This is a genomic window from Actinocorallia herbida (assembly GCF_003751225.1).
Classification (GTDB): Bacteria; Actinomycetota; Actinomycetes; order Streptosporangiales; family Streptosporangiaceae; genus Actinocorallia; species Actinocorallia herbida.
The window spans coordinates 6,103,871-6,120,691 of record NZ_RJKE01000001.1; the positions used below are offsets into that span (position 1 = coordinate 6,103,871).

16 protein-coding genes are annotated in these 16,821 nt (G+C 70.7%); 5 read left to right on the forward strand and 11 right to left on the reverse strand.

The window, feature by feature from the left end; all coding sequences use genetic code 11:
- Positions 1-16 precede the first annotated feature (16 nt).
- Positions 17-1,066 (forward strand): LLM class flavin-dependent oxidoreductase, encoded by a 1,050-nt coding sequence (locus tag EDD29_RS27715; protein WP_123667199.1) that lies wholly within the window; start codon positions 17-19, stop codon positions 1,064-1,066.
- A 160-nt stretch (positions 1,067-1,226) separates the two neighbouring features.
- Here EDD29_RS27715 and EDD29_RS27720 read toward each other — a convergent pair whose 3' ends face one another.
- From EDD29_RS27720 to EDD29_RS45780, 5 genes are all read right to left on the reverse strand, one after another.
- Positions 1,227-3,398 carry an MMPL family transporter gene (locus tag EDD29_RS27720; protein WP_123667200.1) on the reverse strand — a complete coding sequence of 724 codons (2,172 nt, stop codon included), beginning with the start codon at positions 3,396-3,398 and terminating at the stop codon, positions 1,227-1,229.
- A 39-nt stretch (positions 3,399-3,437) separates the two neighbouring features.
- On the reverse strand, positions 3,438-4,007 hold the full coding sequence (locus EDD29_RS27725; RefSeq protein ID WP_123667201.1) for a TetR/AcrR family transcriptional regulator: 570 nt from the start codon (positions 4,005-4,007) through the stop codon (positions 3,438-3,440).
- A gap of 165 nt (positions 4,008-4,172) precedes the next feature.
- On the reverse strand, positions 4,173-4,853 hold the full coding sequence (locus EDD29_RS27730) for an SDR family NAD(P)-dependent oxidoreductase (protein ID WP_123667202.1): 681 nt from the start codon (positions 4,851-4,853) through the stop codon (positions 4,173-4,175).
- A gap of 280 nt (positions 4,854-5,133) precedes the next feature.
- Positions 5,134-5,898: an SDR family NAD(P)-dependent oxidoreductase gene (locus EDD29_RS27735; RefSeq protein ID WP_211359943.1), complete on the reverse strand. Its 765-nt coding sequence runs from the start codon at positions 5,896-5,898 to the stop codon at positions 5,134-5,136.
- A gap of 109 nt (positions 5,899-6,007) precedes the next feature.
- Positions 6,008-6,172: a hypothetical protein gene (locus EDD29_RS45780; protein ID WP_170201611.1), complete on the reverse strand. Its 165-nt coding sequence runs from the start codon at positions 6,170-6,172 to the stop codon at positions 6,008-6,010.
- 135 nt (positions 6,173-6,307) lie between these two features.
- Between EDD29_RS45780 and EDD29_RS46485 the strand changes: the two genes are divergently transcribed.
- Together EDD29_RS46485 and EDD29_RS27740 are read left to right on the forward strand one after the other, a co-directional pair.
- Positions 6,308-6,772 (forward strand): Zn-ribbon domain-containing OB-fold protein, encoded by a 465-nt coding sequence (locus tag EDD29_RS46485; RefSeq protein ID WP_211359944.1) that lies wholly within the window; start codon positions 6,308-6,310, stop codon positions 6,770-6,772.
- On the forward strand, positions 6,769-7,950 hold the full coding sequence (locus tag EDD29_RS27740) for a thiolase family protein (RefSeq protein ID WP_211359945.1): 1,182 nt from the start codon (positions 6,769-6,771) through the stop codon (positions 7,948-7,950). The genes EDD29_RS46485 and EDD29_RS27740 overlap by 4 nt, the downstream gene beginning before the upstream one ends.
- Positions 7,951-8,012: 62 nt before the next feature.
- On the opposite strand, the gene EDD29_RS27745 is transcribed toward EDD29_RS27740, so the two are convergent.
- From EDD29_RS27745 to EDD29_RS27770, 6 genes are read right to left on the reverse strand one after another with little or no spacing between them, the layout of a single operon-like run.
- Positions 8,013-8,858, reverse strand: a complete 846-nt coding sequence (locus tag EDD29_RS27745; protein ID WP_123667204.1) for a fumarylacetoacetate hydrolase family protein — start codon at positions 8,856-8,858, stop codon at positions 8,013-8,015.
- A 55-nt stretch (positions 8,859-8,913) separates the two neighbouring features.
- On the reverse strand, positions 8,914-9,132 hold the full coding sequence (locus EDD29_RS46490) for an SDR family oxidoreductase (protein ID WP_211359946.1): 219 nt from the start codon (positions 9,130-9,132) through the stop codon (positions 8,914-8,916).
- A gap of 1 nt (position 9,133) precedes the next feature.
- Complete coding sequence (locus EDD29_RS46495) at positions 9,134-10,405, reverse strand: ABC transporter substrate-binding protein (RefSeq protein ID WP_123667206.1); 1,272 nt, start codon at positions 10,403-10,405, stop codon at positions 9,134-9,136.
- Positions 10,405-11,229 (reverse strand): ABC transporter ATP-binding protein, encoded by an 825-nt coding sequence (locus tag EDD29_RS27760; RefSeq protein ID WP_123667207.1) that lies wholly within the window; start codon positions 11,227-11,229, stop codon positions 10,405-10,407. Before EDD29_RS27760 ends, EDD29_RS46495 begins: the two co-directional genes overlap by 1 nt.
- Positions 11,226-13,952 (reverse strand): branched-chain amino acid ABC transporter permease/ATP-binding protein, encoded by a 2,727-nt coding sequence (locus EDD29_RS27765; protein WP_123667208.1) that lies wholly within the window; start codon positions 13,950-13,952, stop codon positions 11,226-11,228. The genes EDD29_RS27760 and EDD29_RS27765 overlap by 4 nt, the downstream gene beginning before the upstream one ends.
- A 52-nt stretch (positions 13,953-14,004) precedes the next feature.
- The gene (locus tag EDD29_RS27770) at positions 14,005-15,192 is read right to left on the reverse strand and encodes a cytochrome P450 (RefSeq protein WP_148086113.1); all 1,188 of its coding nucleotides are present in this window, start codon (positions 15,190-15,192) and stop codon (positions 14,005-14,007) included.
- Positions 15,193-15,287: 95 nt separating this feature from the next.
- Between EDD29_RS27770 and EDD29_RS27775 the strand changes: the two genes are divergently transcribed.
- Together EDD29_RS27775 and EDD29_RS27780 are read left to right on the forward strand one after the other, a co-directional pair.
- Positions 15,288-15,479 (forward strand): ferredoxin, encoded by a 192-nt coding sequence (locus EDD29_RS27775; protein WP_123667210.1) that lies wholly within the window; start codon positions 15,288-15,290, stop codon positions 15,477-15,479.
- Positions 15,480-15,558: 79 nt separating this feature from the next.
- On the forward strand, positions 15,559-16,818 hold the full coding sequence (locus EDD29_RS27780) for an NAD(P)/FAD-dependent oxidoreductase (RefSeq protein WP_170201612.1): 1,260 nt from the start codon (positions 15,559-15,561) through the stop codon (positions 16,816-16,818).
- Positions 16,819-16,821: the final 3 nt, after the last annotated feature.

Below are 16,821 nucleotides of genomic sequence, written 5' to 3' on the forward strand. Positions count from 1 at the left end.
GCCCAGGAACCCTGTCATGACCTTCGAACTCGGCGTCTACTCCTTCGGCAACACCCCGCGCCAGGCCGACGGAAGCCGCGGCCCCACCGCCCAGGCCATCCGCGACGTGCTGGAGGCCATCAAACTCGCCGACGAGGTCGGGCTGGACTACTTCGGCGTGGGCGAGCACCACATGCGGACCATGCCGCTGTCCTCGCCCACCTCCCTCATCAACGCCGCAGCAGCCGCCACCAGCCGGATCAAGCTCAGTACCGCGGTCACCGTCCTGCCGACCGACGACCCCATCCGCGTCTTCCAGCAACTCGCCACCGCCGCCGCCCTCGCCCCCGGACGCATCGAACTCGTCGCCGGACGCGGATCGTCCACCATCACGTTCCCGCTGTTCGACCACGACGAGAACGACTACGACATGCTCTTCGCCTCCAAGCTGGAGCTGCTCATGGCAGTCAACGCGAGCGAGAACGTCACCTGGCACGGCCCCCACCGCACACGCCCCCTCCAGAACGCCACGATCTTCCCGCGGCCCGAGCAGCCGCTGAAGATCTGGCTCGGTACCGGCGGCAGCCCCGGCTCGGTCTACCGCGCCGTCGAACTCGGGCTCCCGATGTTCCTGGGCATCCTCGGCGGCACACCCGAGCACTGGGCCCAGTACGGGCACGCCTACCGCAAAGCCTGGACCCAGGCCGGCCACCCCGCCGAGCAAGCCGACATCGCGGTCGCCGTGCACGGCTTCGTCGCCGACACCGGCGCCCAGGCCCGCTCCACCTACCTGGAGTACGAGCACCGCATGATGGCCGACGGCATGGCCGAACTGGGCCGCCCGGCCCCGCGCCGGGCCGACCGCTCCGCGGCCCTCGGCCCCGGCGGCATGGTCTTCGCCGGCGGCCCCGACGAGATCGCCGACCGCATCCTCCACCTCCACGGCCTGCTCAGCCACACTCGCCAGATCCTCCAGATGGACGTCGGCGGCATGCCCCAGCGCGATGTCCTGCGCGGCATCGAACTGCTCGGCACGAAGGTGCTCCCGCAGATCCGCGCCGAACTCGCCCGGCCCCGGACGGCCTAGCCCGGCGTTCCCGCCACGGTCCGCAAGAGCTCCTGAGCGGAGGGTCCTGCCGCAGACAACGTCCTGTTGTCTGCGGCAGCGTGGAACTCGACCTTTGGTGGTGGCCGCGGACCTCCTCCGGAGCTCCGCGGTCGACGTGGGTCTCGCCTCCGCCGGTCGATCACACGGTTCCGGCCGGTTCCTTGTCCGGGAGCGGGGGCGCGAGGGCGGACTCCAGGTCGGTGCCTTCGATGTCGAGGTGCGGGAGGCGTCTGTCCAGGGCGCGGGGGATCCACCAGGCGGCTTTGCCGAGCAGGGCCATCGCGGCGGGGATGAGGGCCATCCTGACGATGAACGCGTCGACGAGGACGCCAACGGCGAGACCGAAGGCCATCGCCTTGATCATGGGGTTGTCGAGCATGACGAAACCGGCGAAGACGGCGAACATGATGAGGGCGGCGGCGGTGATGACCCTTGCGCTGTGCCCGATGCCCTCCTCGATGGCCTCACGCGGGGTACTGCCGTGGGTGTGGGCCTCGTGGATGCGGGAGACGAGGAAGACCTCGTAGTCCATGGCGAGGCCGAAGAGCACACCGATCAGGATGATCGGCAGGAGGCTGGGGACCGGGGCGGCCTCGTGCACACCGAAGACGTCCGCGAGCCAGCCCCATTGGAACACCGCGACCACGGCTCCGAAGGAGGCCGCCACCGACAGCAGGAAGCCCAGCGCGGCCTTCAGCGGGACCAGCACGGAGCGGAAGACCACGGTGAGCAGAACGATGGCGAGGCCGACGACCACCAGCAGGTAGGTCGGCAGAGCGTCGGCGACGGCCTCGGAGAGGTCGATGTTGACGGCGACCTGTCCCGTCACCCGCAGTTCGGCGTCCTGGCTCTGGCGGAAGTCGTCGGCCGTGCCCCGGATGGCGGTGACGAGCTCCTTGGTCGTCTCGTCGGTCGGGCCGGTCTTGGGCATGACGACGATGATGGCGGTGTCCCCGGCGGCGTTGACGGTCGGCGGCGCGACCGCGGCCACACCGTCGAACGCGCTGATGATCCGGGTCGCCTCCGTGGCGGCGACGCCTGCACCGCCCTTGCCGGTGTCCACCTCGACGAGCAGCGGGCCGTTGGCCCCCGGACCGAAGCGCTCCTCGATCATGTCGTAGGCCGCGCGCTGGGTGGTGTCGGTGGCGGCGACGCCGTCATCCGGCATGTTCAGCTGGAGCGACAGGGCCGGGACCGCCATGGCGCCGACCGCCAGCAGCCCCGCCGAGAGGACGAGGGCCGGGCGTCCTGTGACGAACCGTCCCCAGCGCTGCCCTCGCGTCACCCGGTGCCGCGCCGCCGCGGGCCCGATTCGGGCGCCGGCGAATCCCAGCATCGCAGGGAGCAGGGTCAACGCGATCAGGACGGAGATCGTGACGGTCCCGGCCGCGGCGAGGCCCATCGCGGTGAGGAACGGGATTCCGATGACGACGAGGCCGACGAGTGCGATGACGACGGTCAGGCCCGCGAACACCACGGCTCCCCCGGCGGTGCCCACGGCCCGGCTCGCCGCCTCATCGTGCGGGTGTCCCGCAGCGAGTTCCTGCCGATAGCGGGAGACGATGAAGAGCGCGTAGTCGATGCCGACCGCGAGCCCCAGCATGAGCGCCAGGACGGGCGTGGCCGAGCTGAGTTCGGTGAAGCCGGTGGCGGCGAGGATGCCGCACAGGCCGACCATGACCCCGATGAGCGCGGTGAGGATCGGCAGTCCGGCCGCGACCATGGAGCCGAGCGTGATGAACAGGACGACGAAGGCGACCAGCACTCCGATGGCCTCCATCGGCCCGACACCGGGGTTCTCCTGGTAGACCGGCCCGCTGAACTCCACCTCGAGGCCGGCCTGGCGTGCTTGCGCGGCAGCCTCCTGGAGCGCTTCCCGGCCCGTTTCGCCGACGTCCTGGGCCGCGACCGAGTAGCCGATCTGCGCCATCGCGTGGGTCCGGCCCGCCGACAGCGTCTTGGCCCCATAGGGGTCGCTCACGGACACGACCCGGTCGTCGTGGGCGCGGACGGCCTGGAGCGTGCTCTCGACCGCCGCTCTGACGTCCGGGTGGGTGATCTTCCGGCCTTCGGGCGCGGCGAAGACGGCGTTGGCCGTACCGCCGTCCAGGTGGGCGCCGGGGAAGCGTTCGCCCAGGTGGTCGAGCGCGGTCTGGGACTCGGAGGCGGGGATCGTGAACCGCTCCGAGGTCTGTCCGTGCAGGAGCCCGGCGGCGACACCGCCGAGCGCGAGCATCGCCAGCCACAGCGCGAGCACGCGCGTGCGGTGGCGGAAGGATGCCCTTCCGAGTCGGTACAGCAGTGTGGCCACGGAAAATCTCCTCGGTCTGCGACGGGTGGTTCGGGCGCCTCAGGCGCCGGATTCGGGTGCGCACGCCAGCCCCATGCAGCGCAGGGCGCCCCGCAGCAGGGGCTCGCGCAGCTCAGCGATGTCGACGTCGGTGAACTTCAGCACCGCCGCGAGCATCCCGCCCTCCATCTGCGCGGCCTGGACACGGCGCTCGAACGGTGCGCCGGGCGGGACGAGGAGCGCCTGAACGCGGTCGGCGCTCTCGGCGAACCGCTCGGCTTCGGGGGCCCCGCCGAGCGAGCCGGCCAGGCTCAGGAAGAGGATCAGCCGCTCCCGGTGCTCCAGCGCCAGGTCGAGGAGGCGGGTGATCACCGTGATGTCGCGCTCGGGTCCGGCCGACAGCCCCTCCAGGTCCTCCAGTAGTTCCTCCGCCGCCAGGGCCGGGGGTTCCATGGCGGCGACGAGCAGGGATTCCTTGGACTTGAAGTGGTAGAGGAGCGCCGCCTTGGAGTAGCCCATCTCTTCGGCGATCTGCTGGAGCTTCGTCGCCTCGTATCCCTGCCGGGCGAAGAGCCGGGCGGCCGTGGAGACGATCCCCTCGTTCAGTTGCGCTCTGGTGGGACGCTGCATTTCGGACCCCTCTTACCCAACGGACAGAATTTGACCGACAGGTCAGTATTCAACCAGACAGTCAGCACGACCGGAGCGCAGAGGGCATCGGGGTGAGGAAGACCACGCCCAAAAAGAACCGGCGGCCGGAGCAAGGTGCTCCGACCGCCGGGTCAGGGACGGCGTTCAGCCGAGGAAGACCGTCTCGGCCTGGTCGCGCTTGGCGTAGAGGTCCCAGTACAGAGGGGCGATCTCCTCGGCGGAGGCCGAGGGGAAGCCCGCAGGGCCGCCTTCGCCGATCCAGACGCCGATCGCGACGTGGGCGGCGTAGATGCCCGAGCCGGTGAGTTCGTTGTGCAGGTTCAGGACCCAGTTGCGCAGGGCGGCCGCCGCCGCGTTGACGTTGCCCAGCATCGGGATCGGGTTCACCGAACCGCCGCCGGTGGTGAACAGCAGGGTCCCCGCACCCGCCTCCCGCATCGCGGGCAGCACCGCCTGGGCTGCGGCCACCCCGCCGTACAGGTAGTACTCGATCTGGGACTGGAGGTTCTCCGGCGACGCGGCCGTCGGAGGCACCGGGGCCAGGGCCGGGTCCGACACCTGCGGGGCCGGCGAGTACTCCAGCACGTCGATCCCGCCGAACCGGTCCGCGGCCGCGGCGAGCGCGGCGGTGAGCGACGCCCGGTCCAGCACGTCCGCGGTGAACGCCGCCGCCGTGACGCCCTCCGCGCCCAACCGGGCGACCAGGCCGTCCAGCTTCTCCTTGTTGCGCGCGACGAGCGCGACATCGAAGCCCTGGGCTCCGAACGTCCGGGCGATGGCCAGGCCCATACCGGGACCCGCGCCGACGATGGCGATCGTGGGCATAGTGCACTCCTTCGGGAAGCGGGGCCGCCCCGCGGCCCCAGAAACGGAAAGGGCTTTCCGATTCAGCATAGCGACAGAATTGGACAGCCCTATCCGATTACCGCCTTGGCGGCGAGGAGCTGTCGCGGGCCGACCGCGTGATCTCTGATCCTTCAGCGCGCCGCACCACCCGTCGGACGTCAGCGGCGCAAGGCCGCTTGCCGGGGACCCTGTGTGGGCTCGAGATGGCGCACATGCCCGTCGGCCTGCACGGTCGGGTGGTACGGCAGCGCTGTGTTGGTCAGCCGCCGATGGTGTGGCCGCCGTCGACGGGCAGGGCGATCCCAGTGATGTAGGAGGCCTTGTCGCTGGCCAGCCACAAGGCGGCCTGGGCCTGCTCGTCGGGTTCGGCGGCGCGGCCTACGGGTATGTGGTCCAGCACGGCGGCGGCCTGGTCGGGCACCTCGCTGGCCCAAGCGTCGATGCCGGGGGTACGGGTAATACCTGGAGCGACGGCGTTGACACGGATGCCGGTGCGGGCGTTCTCCAACGCGGCGGTCTTGGTCAGCCCGATGACACCCCACTTGGCGGACACGTACGGCGACATCCCGAATTGACCCGTCATCCCGGCGGTGGATGCGATGTTCACGATCGCCCCGCCGCGACCCTGGGCCTGCATCTGAGTGATCTGGTGCTTCAGACCGAACATCACGCCGACGAGGTCGACCGACAGGACCTTGGTCCACCATTCGCCCTGCTGCTCGGTGACCGGGGCTACCGGCGCCGTCAGTCCGGCGTTGTTGACCGCCCAATCCAGCGCCCCATAACGGTCCACGACGGCGGCGACGAGCGTCCGCGCGTCCTCTTCGACGGAGGCGTCGGCGCGCAGGAACGACGCTGTGCCGCCCGCCGCGGTGATCAGATCGACGGTCTCAGTGCCGCCGGCCTCATTGATGTCCGACACGACGACCTTGGCGCCTTCGGCGGCGAACAAGAGCGCGATCGCCCGTCCGATACCCGCGGCTGCTCCGGTGACGAGCCCGGCTCTACCTTCCATCAGCTTCATTTCTGACCTCCGAACAGTGGGGGGTGGTGGGTCGTTGCGACCACGGCAGGGCGGCCGCTCGCCAAGCGGTCCGGTGCTCCTCTGCGCCGAACCAGGGCCGGCGTCCTTGTCAGCGCTCCTCGGCCACCTCGACGAGAACCTTGGCGTTGCGGGCCCGCGACCTGTGCCCGCCAGGCGTCGTCGGCCCGATCGAGCGGGTAGCGCGTCGAGGGCACCGCGATGTCGAACTCGCGGGCCAGTCCGAGAAGCCCGCGGTACGCACGTCGATCAGCACCGCTCCCTCCTTTCGTCCGGCTCGTCCCACGTGGTCGGGACCTGGGCGGCGCCATGCCCGGGGATGACGAGAGCTCGCAACAGACCCACCTACAATGTGCCAAATATGACAGAATTAGTCTTTACTGTATAGAACATGAGAGACCGACCGATAGGAGACGGCATGACCCGCGCGGCCGGGGAACTCCCCCTCCCCCGAATCACCCCGGAGACCGGCTTCTTCTGGACGTCCGGTGCGGACGGGCATTTGCGCGTCCAGCGGTGTCCCGGCACGGGCCGCTGGATCCATCCGCCGCGTCCGGACAGCGGGCCGAAGGGCGAGTACACCCCGGTGCCGACGCCGGTCAGCGGCCGGGGCACCGTCTTCAGCTACACCGTCAACCACCAGCCGTTCCTCCCCGCGATCGAGCCGCCCTACGTCGTCGCGATCGTGGAGCTGGACGAGCAGGAAGGACTCCAGCTCATGACGCGCCTGATCAACTGCGATCCGGAGGACGTGCGCATCGGGCAGCGCGTCCGTGTTGTGTTCGAGCGGCACGGCGAGGTCTTCCTCCCCCTCTTCGAGCCGGACACCGACGTGAACACCGGAGCCGCAGCGTGACGAAGTTCGAGTACGACACCGCCATCACCGGGATCGGCCGCTCCGACATCGGCCGCCGCCTCGGCCGCTCCGGACTCGACCTGACCGTCCAGGCGGCGCGGGCCGCCGTCTCCGACGCCGGCCTGACCATGGCCGATATCGACGGCCTCGTCGCGTGGCCCGGCGAGTACCCCGCCGCCCCCGGCTTCAACGGTCCAAGTCCCTGGCGGGTGAAGTCCGCCCTCGATCTGGAGCTGTCCTGGCACCTCGCCTGCCAGGAGGGGCCGAGCCAGTTCACCCCGGTGATGGCCGCGGCGATGGCCGTCTCCACCGGCATGGCCCGGCATGTCCTCGTCTACCGCACCACCGAGGAGGCCACCGCGCAGGGCACCGGCAAACGGGTCCTCACCAACGGCGCCGACCAGGGCGGCGTCACCGGCTTTCTCCAGTGGCACCGGCCCTTCGGCGCGGTCTCGGCCGCGAACTGGCTCGCCCTGAACTACCAGCGCTATCTGCACGAGACCGGTTCCCGCCGCGAACAGGTCGGCTGGCTCGCGGTGAACGCGCGGCGGTTCGCCGCCGGCAACCCCGCCGCGATCTACACCGCGCCGCTGACGATCGACGACTACCTGGGCGCGCGGATGATCACCGACCCGTTCTGCCTCTACGACTGCGACGTCCCCGCCGACGGATCGGTCGCCCTGGTCGTCTCCGCCGCCGAGACAGCCGGCGACGCGCCGCAGGCCGTCGCGATCGAGGCCGTCGGCTCGGCCGTCTCGGCCAGGACCGAGTGGGACCAGTGGCGCCGTCCCACCCAGATGGCGGCGCAGGACGCCGCCCGGCACCTGTGGAGCCGGACGGACCTGAAACCGTCCGACGTCGACACCGCCCAGCTCTACGACGGGTTCACCTTCCTCACCCTGGTGTGGCTGGAGGCCCTGGGCTTCTGCGCCGAGGGCGAGGCGCCGGCGTTCGTCGAAGGAGGCCGGAACATCACCCTGGGCGGCGCGCTGCCGCTGAACACCAGCGGCGGCCAGCTCTCAGCAGGCCGCCTGCACGGGTGGGGGCACCTCTACGAGGCGTGCCTCCAGATCCGGGGTGAGGCCGGGGCCCGGCAGGTCGATGGCGCAGAGGTCGCCCTGGCCGCGGCGGGCGGCGGCCCGCACGGCGGCTGCCTGCTGCTCACCAAGCCGCGCTGAGAGGGCACGAGCCCGCCGGATGTCCCTCCCGAGGGTGCCCGGCGGGCCGGGCACCCTCCGGTTCAGCCCAGCACGCCGTGCTCGCCGACGGTGTTGCGCAGCACACCGATGCCCTCGATCTCCGTCTCCACGAGGTCTCCCGCCCGCAAAAATCGGCCGTCCTCCAAGCCGACCCCGCAGGTCGTCCCGGTGAGGACCACATCGCCGGGGACGAGCGAGATCCGGGGACGGAAGAAGCCGAGGATCTCCGGCACCCCCCACAGCATCCGGCGCGTCGTGTCCTCTTGGCGGACCTCTCCGTTCACCCTGCAGACGATCCGCAGATCGAGCTTCTCGGCCGGCGGGAACTCGTCGGCCGTGACGATCCACGGGCCGAACGGCGTGGACCGGTCGTTGGCCTTCATGCTCAGCAGGTCCGGCCCCTTGTCGCCCTTGCGGAACTCGCGCGCGCTCACGTCGTTGCCGACCGTGTAGCCGAGCAGCGCGGGCACGGGGTCGTTGGTGAGCGGCGAGACCGGGCTTCCGATGACCGCGGTGAGCTCCACCTCGTAGTCGAGCTCGCGCGTGATCGCCGGGTTGCGGATGACGTCGTCCGGGCCGATCACCGCGGTGACCGGCTTGAGGTAGGACGCCAGGTGGGTGGGCCGCTCGGTGCGGCCGAGCCGCTCAAGGTGGGACCAGTAGTTCGCCCCGACGCCAAGGATCTTCGCGGTCGGCTCGATGGGCGCGAGCAGGCGGACCCCGCGCAGGGCGACCGTCCCGGCCCCGGTCGGAAGATTCCGGAAGCCCGACGCGACGAAGTCCGGCGCCCACTCACCGATCGCGCCCCGGATCGGCCGGATACGGTCGTCGTCCTCCAGGAGCCCCCAGCGTGGGACACCGCCGACCGCATAACGAACGATCTTCATCTGCTCCTCCAGGACGATCTCCGGCCCGTGGGCGCCGAACGCCTCGACGAGTACGTCATGTCGCGGACTCTCCTCGTGTGGGCAGGGCGCCTCGATCCGGGCGTGGGTAGGCGCCGCGCAGGCTGACGTCGAGAACCGGATCCCACTGCGCGTCGGTGATCTGCTCGGCCGGTGCGCGGGTCTCCACGCCCGCGACGTGGACAAGGGCGTCTAGACCGCCCAGTTCGGCCGCGACCCGCGCGAAGGCCTCCTCGACCTCCGCGCGGGACGCCACATCAGTCCTCGGCGGGAGCGGCCGGGGCCGCGTAAAGCGGTCCGGCGTCGATCGCCTGGAAGTTCTTGAGCGAGGCGTCCGCGTCCGCGTCGGCGAGCAGTCCCCCGGTGGAGCAGATGTTCGGCGAGATCGCGGCCAGCGGGCTGTCGCACCGGATCTTGATGCCATGGCCCAGCGGGTAGTCCACGGCCGGGGCCGACTTCAGGGCCGCGGCCACCGAGGCCGGTGTCACCTCGGTCGGTTCCGCGGCATTTACGGCCCGGACGAGGCTCAGCATCGCCTGGAAGGCGGTGAGGGAGCTGCCGTCGGTCTCCACGCCGCCGTACTCGGCGAAGATCCCCTGCATCAGGGCGTAGTCGGCGTCCGCCGGGTCGGTGCTGTAGGTCGAGACGAACTTCAGTTTCTCGATGCCCGGCAGCGCGCTCGCGGCGTTCTGGCCGAGGCATCGCGAGTCGAACAGCAGCGCGTCGGGGACCGCGAGGGTCTGGAACGCCTTGGCGGCCGTGGAGCAGAAGGTCGGGTCGCCCAGGACGAACCACTGCTGCGGGTTCTTGGTCCGCGCGGTCTGGACCTGCGGGGTCATGTCGGCTGTGCCCGGCGGGACCAGCACCACGTCGAGCTGCACCCCGGCGTTGCCGAAGATCATGGGCGCGATCTGCTTGGCGGGCGCGGCGCTGCCGGGGACGTCGATGACCACGATCGCGGCCCGCTTGTACCCCTGCTGCTTCGCGTGCTGGGCGGGAGTACCGAACACCGACAGCGGGTTACCGAAGATGAAGACGTTCTCGGCCCGCAGAGCCTGCTGTTCCGCCAGCAGGTTGGCCGCGAACGGGATCCCGGCCGTGCCCAGCTGCTGGATCACCGGGGAGGGTTGGCCGGGCGAGCTGCCGACGACCGCCACGACGCCGTCGCGCACGAACTTGCTGCCGCAGGCCTGGGCACCCGAGGGCGTGCCCTTGATCTGGCAGGGCACCAGCTCGATCCGGTGCCCCGCCAGGCCGCCCAGGTAGGCGTTGGCGTAGTCCGAGACGGCCTTGGCCGACCGTTCCTCGTTGGTGGTATCGAGGGCGGCGCTCTGGCCCTCGTTGACGTAGCCGATCTTGATCGGGGCGCCCGTCGCCGCGTTGGGGGCGCCGAAGTCGAACGGTGCGGCGGGGGTGTCGGCCGTGCCGTCGGCGGTGCCGGCGTCCGCACCGCACGCGGCGGTCAGGGCCAGGGCCAGCAGCGCGGCGGCGGCCACGGCCACGCGTCCTGCTCGGGGGGTGGTTCTCATCAGACGGTCCCGTCTTCTTGTCGTTGCGCCGGGGCAGGGCTGCCCGGCGGTTCGTGCCCGCTGCCCGCGCCGCCATCCCCGAGATAGGCGGCTTCGAGAGCGGAGGGGGCGGCCGCGAGGTCGCGGGCCGTACCGCGGAGCGCGACGGCTCCGCGGACGAGGACGAGAGCCTCATCGGCTACCTCGAGGGCGAGCCGGACATGCTGCTCGACGAGGACCACGGCCACGCCGGTCTCGTCGGCGATGCGCCGGACGATCGGGAGCAGCCCTTCGACGATCACGGGCGCCAGGCCCATGCTCATCTCGTCGATCAGCAGGGCTTTGGGATCCTGCACGAGCCCACGGGCCATGGCGAGCATCTGCTGCTCACCGCCGGACAGCGAGCCGACAGCCCGGTCCGCGCACCGGGCCAGGGCCGGGAAGAGGTCCAAGACGTCGTCGAACGTCAGGGCCGCGTCCCGGCGCCGGGCTATCTCGATGTTCTGCCGGACGGTGAGGCCGGTGAACAGCGCGCGGTCGTCCGGTACCAGCACTAGTCCGGCGCGGTTGACCACCGCGGGCCGCCCGGTCGGCAGCTCGGTGCCCGCGAGCCGCACGGAGCCCCCTTGGCGGGGCAGCAGGCCCGCGAGCGTCATCAGCAGGGTCGTCTTGCCCGCGCCGTTCGGCCCGAGCACCCCGAGGACGGTCCCCCGATGCACCTCCAGATCCAGCGAGCGGATCACCCGAACGGGACCATGGCCCGCGCCGAGTCCCATCGCTGCGAGCACCGGCGTGCGGATCCCGGTGCCCGGCCGCGACTGCGCGGTGGCGGTGACGTCGTTCATGCGACTGCTCCGGAGTGGAAGGAACCGAGGTAGGCCGAGGAGACCGCGGGGTCCGCCCGGATCTCCTCCGGGCTGCCAGAGGCGATGAGCCCGCCGAAGTTCAGGACGTGGACGCGGTCGCACAGGCCGAGGACCAGTCCCATGTCGTGCTCGACCAGCAGGATGGTGATGCCGCTGTCGCGGATCGCCCGGAGCCGTTCGCCCAGCCAGAGGCTCTCGGTGCTGTCGAGCCCGGCTGCGGGCTCGTCGAGCAGGAGCATCCGCGGCCGGCCGATCACGGCGCGGGCGATCGAGACGAGCTGTCGCTGCCCCTGGGACAGCGACCCCGCCGGGCGCTCCGCGAAGCCGGTCAGGCCTAGCAGGGCGAGGACCTCCCGGACCGGATCTCCGCCCGCGGTCGCGCGGCCCTGTGCGGTGAGCCCGACGGTGACGTTCTCGGCGACGCTCAGATCGTCGTAGAGTTCGATCGCCTGGAACGTCCGGCCGAGACCGGCACGGACTCGTTGGTGGGGCTTCAGTCCGCCGAGCTCGCGCCCGTCGAGCCGGACGGAGCCCTCGGCCGCGGCGAACCCGCTCACCGCGTCGATCGCGGTGGTCTTGCCCGCGCCGTTCGGGCCGATGAGGGCGGCGATCTCACCCGCGTGGACCTCAAGGCTCACCCCGTCCACCGCGGTCACGCCGCCGTACCGGACGGTGAGGCCGTCGATGACGAGCAGCGGCGCACCGATGACCGTCGGTACGGCACCACCCGGATCGACTGGTACGTCTGGGCTCGTGGGCTCATCAGGAGGAACGGCGCGCCGGGCCCGCCACCGCTCGATGGCGCCCTGCAGCTGGCTGATGATCCCCTCAGGATTCATGATCACGGTGAGGACGAGCAGGACCGCGCCGATGGCCTCGTACCAGTGCCCGGAAGTGAAGACCTGGTTCAGCACGACGTACATCAGGCCCTCGGTGGCCAGCACCCCGGCGAACACGCCTCCGGACACCGAGGTGATCCCGGCGAGATAGGCGGTGCCGAAGAAGGCGAGGCCGGTGATCGCCGCAAAGGGGGTGTAGGTGACCGTGCCGAGCTTGTAGGCGAGCAGCGAGCCGCCGAGACCGGCGATGAAGGCGCCGAGACCGAAGGCGATGATCTTGATCCGGACGACGTCCACCCCGGCCGCGGCGGCCGAGCGCTCGTTCGCCCGCACCGCGAGCATCTGCGAGCCGAGGCCGCTGGTGCGCAGGCGGGCCACGCCGAGACCGACCAGGAGGAGCACGATGAGGCAGACCAGGCCGAAGGTGAACCGAGGGAAGTCCGCGCCGCCGCCCGCCGAAAGGTCGAGGCCGAGCAGGGACGGAGCCTTGACCGCGACGCCTTCCCCGACGATGTCCAGGTTGCGGAACCAGACGGCCTCCAGCGCCCCGGCGAGGGCGAAGGTGACCACCGCGGCTGTGAGGCCCCGCAGCCGCAGCGCCGGCAGGCCGATGATCACGCCCACGACGGTCGCGCAGAGGGCCGCCACCACCGGAGCGAGGGGAAAGGGCAGCCCCCAGCCGACCGTGATCGGGCCCAGAAGGAAGGCGGCCACGCCCGCGAGAGGGAGCTGCGCGAGCGAGACCTGCCCGGCGTATCCCGTCACGACCACGCTGGAAAGGGCGATGATCCCGTAGATGAACGTGGCGATCAGGCCGCCTCGCAGATCACCGCTCAGGACGACGAGGCCGGCGACCCCGCAAGCCGCCGAAAGGACTGTCGGCAACAGGAGTCCTTGCGGGCGCGGCGCCCGGCCGAGGTTCGCCGTGATGACGGCGCCCCGTCCGGGCAGAGGTGCGGCCCGGACGACCAGCACCACGAGGATCAGGACGAGCGGCACGAGTTCGGGCAGGCCCGCGCTCGGCAGCCATGCGTGCAGGCTCGGCAGGAACTGGGCCTCCGACTGGAGCATGCCGATGCCCAGGCCGGTGGCGACGGCCACGAGAATGCTCGTGAATCCCCCGGCGATGGCCGCGGCGAGCGCCGGCGCGAGGAACATCGTGTAGGCCACGGGGGTCAGCGGAACGATCGGCGCGATCAGGATGCCGCCGAGACCGGCGACGGCGGAACTGATCATCCAGTTGTAGGCCGACACCCGGTCCGGGGATACGCCGCTGACGTACGCGCCCTTCTCGCTCTCCGCGACGGCTTTCGTGGCGCGGCCCAGACGGGTGTGGCGAAAGACCGCGGCGACCAGGACGGCGACGGCGACGATGGCCGCGGCGAGGTAGACGCGATCCCTCGGCACCGACACCGAGCCCGTTTGCCAGACACCGGTCGGGAAGACCGCCTCGACCGTGACGGCCTCGGTACCCATGCGGGCGGCCATCAGCGCCGTCAGGAACAGCGAGACGCCCAGTGCGGCGACCGCCTTGCCCACAGGGGGCGCATTGCGCAGCGGCCGGAAGATGAGCAGGTGGAGGACGAGGCCGAGCGCGGCGGCCACGAGAACGGAGGCGATCAGGGCGGGCCAGAAGTCCCAGGGGGCGCCGAGGTGGATCGTCTTCGGTGTTCCGGGAATCGGGCTGAGCAGCTCGCCCTGCCGCAGCATCGCGTAGGTGTAGGCCGTGACCAGGGCGATGCCGCCGGTCGCGAAGTTGACCACGCCTGAACTGCGGTAAGTGAGCACCAGGGCAACGGCAAGGGCCGCGAAAACGGCGCCGTTGCCGAGGCCGAGCAGCAGGAAGGTGAGGTGCTGGGTCACGTCGGCTCCACGCGGACGCGGGACCGGGGACGCGGACTCGTGCGGCGCACCGTCAGACCGAGGCCGGGGGGAACACGAGGGTGAGCTCTTCGAGGCTCAGCAGCGGCGTGGGCCAGACCATCCGCGGCTCGACGTCGTCATTGAGGGAGAAGGAGGGAACGAGCTTGAGCCACTCCTCCAGGACCAGCCGCATTTCCGCGCGGGCGAGGTGCGAGCCCAGGCAGCGGTGCGGGCCTCCGCCGAACGCCCAGTGCCGCTCTCCGCGGCCGAGGACGATCTCGTCCGGGTCCTTGTGCAGGCCCGGGTCCCGGTTCGCGGCGCCCAGGCAGACCGTCATCCGGCTCCCGGCGGGGACGGTGACGCCCTCGACCACGGTGTCGCGGGTGACGACGCGCGGCGGGAAGGGGGCGACCGGATTGAGGCGCAGGCTCTCCTCGATGAAGTCCGGGATCAGCTTCGGATCGGCGACGAGGCGGGCCTGCAGCTCCGGCTGCTGTGCGAGGGTCGCGAACATGAACATCAGGCTCTGCGTCACGGTGTCCAGGCCCGCCTGGATCATGAGGATGGACAGGCCGAGCAGTTCCTCGTCGGTGAGCGCCTCGGGCGAGGTGTCATTGACGACGGCGGTGAGCAGGTCGTCGTTGGAGGTGTCACCCTTGCGTTCCTGGATCTTGGTGACGAGGTAGCTCATCAGGTCGATGCCGGCTTCGGCGTCCCCGCCTTCCAGGCCGCGGACGTCGGTCGACTTGATGATGCGGTCCTTCCACTCGATCAGCTGGTCGCGGTCGGACAGCGGCAGCCCGAACAGCTCGAGGAAGACCTGGGTCGGGAAGGGGACCGCCAGGCCCCCGAAGACATCGGCCTCCCCCGCGGCGGCGAGCGGCGCGATGAGCTCGCGCACCTGCTCGCGCAGCCCGCCGTACATCTTCGACACGACGCCCGGACTGAAGAAGGGGGCGAGGATCCGGCGGAACCTGACGTGCTCCGGCGGGTCGAACATGAGGGGCGGCTGCGGCACCGGGCTCTGCAGGATGTCGTAGGCGTGCACCGACGAGAACAGCTCGTAGTTCTGCAGGACGTACTGGACGGCGCTGTCACTCGTCGCCATGAACGCCTCGTTCACGTCGGCGACCGGACCCGCCTCCACGAGGGTCCGCCAGCCTGCGGCCCGTCCCTCCTCCGTCTGCATCGGCAGCTCTGCCAGGTTGACGGACTTCACAGGGCACTGCGGCTCGGTCATCGAGAACTCCTTGGCGGGCTTGTTCCTCACGAACAGCGTCTGATACACATTAAACACATATTAGTCGATGTGTATCAATACCTTGGAGAGGCTCCGTGAGACTGGAGATCGACCCCGCCCTCTGCCAGGGCCACGCACGCTGCGCGGCCGTCGCCCCCGAGCTCTTCGAGCTCGACGACGACGGCTACATCGCCGGCCGAGGGCGCGAGTTCGACCCGGCACTGGAGGAGGCCGCCCGCAAGGGCGCGCGAGCCTGTCCCGAGAAGGTCATCACCGTCTTCGAGTGACTTCTCAGGCCTCCCGAGCAGGATAATTAAACACAAGTCGGAGAATATGTTCAGCACAGGCGAAAGCGAGGGAGAGAACGTGACCGAGACGTTCGTCGTCATCGGCGGTGGTGTCGGCGGCGGGACCGCGGCGCTGGCACTGCGCACGGAGGGCTTCAAGGGACGCGTCGTCGTGCTCTGCGACGAACCGCGCCTCCCCTACTCCAAACCGCCCCTCAGCAAGGGCGTCCTACGCGGCGAGGAGGACCCCGGACGCACCGCGCTGCGGCCACCGGCCTGGTACGACAAGAAGGACATCGAGGTGAGGACCGGCGTCGCAGCCACCGCGCTCGACGTCGCGGCCAAGACCATCGCCCTGTCCACAGGGGAACGGCTCACCTACGACAAGGTGCTCATCGCGACGGGCGGCCGGCCGCGTGCCCTGCCCGGCACCGAGGGACTTCCCGGTGTCCACACGCTCCGCAACCTCGAGGACTCGCAGGCGATCTCCGCACGGCTCCGGCCCGGCGCCCGCGTGATCATCATCGGCGGCGGATTCATCGGCGGTGAGGTCGCCGCGAGCGCCATCACGCTGGGCTGCTCGGTCACCGTGCTGGAAGGTCAGCGCACCCCTCTCGAACGGCTGCTGCCGCCTGCCCTCGCCGGCCTCTACATGCGCCTGCACACCGAGCGCGGCGTCGACTTCCGCACGGGCGTCACCGTCTCTTCGATCGAGCACGGGCCTGACGGGCTCCTGGCCCGCACCTCCGGGGGTGCGGAGCACCTGGCCGACGTCATCGTCGTGGGCATCGGGATGGTCCCCGCCGACGAACTCGCCCGCGCTGCGGGGATCGAGGTCACCGACGGAATCGTGGTGGACGGGCGATGCCGAACGTCGGTGCCCGATGTGTTCGCCATCGGCGACGTCGCCAACGCGCCGCAACCCCATCTCGGCGGGCGCATGCGCGTCGAGCACTGGCAGAACGCCCAGCATCAGGCCAAGGTCGCCGCGAAGAACATGGCCGGCGGCAGCGCGGAGTTCGCCGAGGTCCCCTGGGTGTGGTCCGACCAGTACGACCTGACCATCCAGATCACCGGCAAGCCGGAGCCGACCGACGAGGTCAACTTGCGCGGCGACGTCGAAGGCTGGGCCTTCTCCGCGTTGCTCACCCGCGAAGGGCGTCCGGTCGGATGCGTCGCCTTCAACCGCGCCGACGACGTCCGGGCCGTGCGCCGCATCATGACCGATCGCCTGCCCGTACCGATCGCCCGGCTCATCGACCCCGCCGAGGATCTCGCAGAACTGGCGAAGGCGTACTCCCCCGCCGCTCCAGAAGGAGCGGCGAAGGAGTACGCCTGAGCA